Annotated in this window: 1 protein-coding gene; it reads right to left on the bottom strand. The window is 49.8% G+C overall.

Going from position 1 to position 277, the window contains the following annotated elements; genetic code table 11:
* Positions 1-277 (bottom strand): YcdB/YcdC domain-containing protein (locus SB754_RS20035; protein ID WP_410784131.1); only part of this gene is annotated, 277 nt, incomplete at both ends.

Genomic DNA, 277 nt, shown 5'->3' with positions numbered 1-277 from the left:
CCCTTGAGCGGGATTCCGTCTACGAAAGCGCCAAAGGTGTACTGAATTTCTCGTTCATTCCAGCTTGATCCAAGGTAGCCAACCGCCGTTATCTGCTTGTCGAGATAACGTTGTAGATAGTTAATCGCCTTTTTTTGATCATCTTCTCGTGGGGCTCGCTTCGTTCCGGTGGTCTCATCCCCGGTTTCCTGAACATGATAGGCGGTCAGCAGGCCATTTGGGCTTATTTGAGCAGTAATCGTTTTATCAGCTCCAGCCCATGTGTATTCCGTTCCCG

It is taken from the genome of Leifsonia sp. SIMBA_070 (genome assembly GCF_046534635.1).
Taxonomy (GTDB): Bacteria; Actinomycetota; Actinomycetes; order Actinomycetales; family Microbacteriaceae; genus Leifsonia.
The sequence above is the reverse complement of the archived record's forward strand: the minus strand, read 5'-3'. Positions and strand labels throughout refer to the sequence as shown.